Origin of the sequence: Sphingobacterium phlebotomi, assembly GCF_008180195.1 — a bacterium.
GTDB lineage: Bacteria > Bacteroidota > Bacteroidia > Sphingobacteriales > Sphingobacteriaceae > Sphingobacterium > Sphingobacterium phlebotomi.
The window spans coordinates 1-1612 of record NZ_VTAV01000040.1; the positions used below are offsets into that span (position 1 = coordinate 1).

Sequence of the window (1612 nt, forward strand, 5' to 3'; positions counted from 1 at the left end):
GTATCCGCCCTACGAACTACATATTTGATTTGTCAATAATTTGCTTATAGTTCTGCGGGTAAAGATCTTTTATATTTTTATGGTTTATGGATGCTATGTTGAGTAGGGTATGTTTTAACCACTGGTACGGGTTTACCTCATGTTTTTTACAGATGGCGAAGAACGAGTATATCATCGCCGACCGCTGTGCGGCCTCATGGCTGCCTGCAAACAAGTAGTTTTTGCGGCCGAGCGCAACCGGTCTTATGGCATTTTCACAGAGGTTGTTGTCAATCTGCAGATTTCCGTCATTCAGATAAGCCGAAAGCGCATCCCAGCGTGCATAGGCATAGGCCATAGCCTTTCCGATCTGGCTTTTGGGAAGTGTGTTTTTTATTTCTTGGAAGATCCATTTCCCCATTTCGTTGATTACAGGTAAGGCTTCTTCTAGCCGCAGCTCCTTGGTCCTGTCGGCCGAAAGCCCGTCCTCTTTAGCCCTGCGTTCAATTTTATAGAGTTTCTGTATCATCATCAGCGCCTTTTCGGCCCTTGGGCGATCGTTCTGCAATGCTTTTTCAAACTCACGGCGTGCGTGTGCCCAGCATGCCAGATGGGTGATGTCCTTCTTTTTGCCATATTTATCATATGCCGCATATCCATCCGTCTGCAGGTAACCCTTAAAGTTATCCAGCATGGATCTGGGCACGTGGCCACCACGTGAGGGATTGTAATCGAACAGCACAGTTCTGTCCAATGGGCAATGGTATACCCAATACCAACCTTGGTGGGCAGCGCCTTTTTTATCGCTGTCCAGTACTTTTATTGGTGTTTCGTCTACCTGTAAATATCCTTTTGTTTTGGTGTCGAAGATCAATTGTTCATAGAGTGGCTCAAGTTTGATCAGGGATTCTTTTGTCCAGCCCTCGATGGTCGAGGAGGCGATCTGTATGTTTTCCCTGGCAAAGATCTGTTTCTGTCGGTACAGCGGGAGGTGGTCCTGATATTTTCCGGTCAGTATCATCGCCAATAAGCCCGCTCCGGGGATACCTCTGTCGATGACACGTTCGGGAAGTTCGCCGATACGTACGCCATCTCCATTTTTAGGCGTGTATTTATAGCGGATATAGCGTTTGATATAAAACTTTGCCGGCTCGCACTCCAGTTCTTCAGTGATTTCCTTTCCGATGCATACCATATCCGATAGGTCCCCCTCCGGGTGTATGTCGATCTCTATTACAGGAAGGTGTCCAGGTAACTTCGCACGTCCCTTATGGTTAGGGCGTTTGCGGGTATACTCGATCTTTTGTTTGGTTTCTTCCTGTTGCTGCTCTACTGCCAGGGGTTCTACCTCAAATGGAAGTTCAGTCTGGTTGGGGTCGCCTTCAAAGCGTTCGCGCTTCTGACCGAACTGCATACGCTTGTACATGGCAAGCTGGGATTCCAGATATTCGATCTTTTCATCACGTTCGGCCAGGGCGTCATTACGGCTGGAAACCACCTTTAGAAGGTCTTCTTTCGAGAGGTTTTCCAGCGCTGTTTCCATACCCTAAAGATACGGTTTTATCTGCGTTCCTGCAATCAAAAAAGCTGTTTTTGCGGCAATGAATAACGTTTTTTCTGTATGCTTTTTACA

Annotated in this window: 1 protein-coding gene; it reads right to left on the minus strand. The window is 47.0% G+C overall.

Annotation, left to right across the window (positions count from 1 at the left end; translation table 11 throughout):
* Positions 1 to 16: 16 nt before the first annotated feature.
* Positions 17 to 1522: an IS66 family transposase gene (gene tnpC / locus FXV77_RS21845; protein ID WP_148921369.1), complete on the minus strand. Its 1506-nt coding sequence runs from the start codon at positions 1520 to 1522 to the stop codon at positions 17 to 19.
* Positions 1523 to 1612 lie beyond the last annotated feature (90 nt).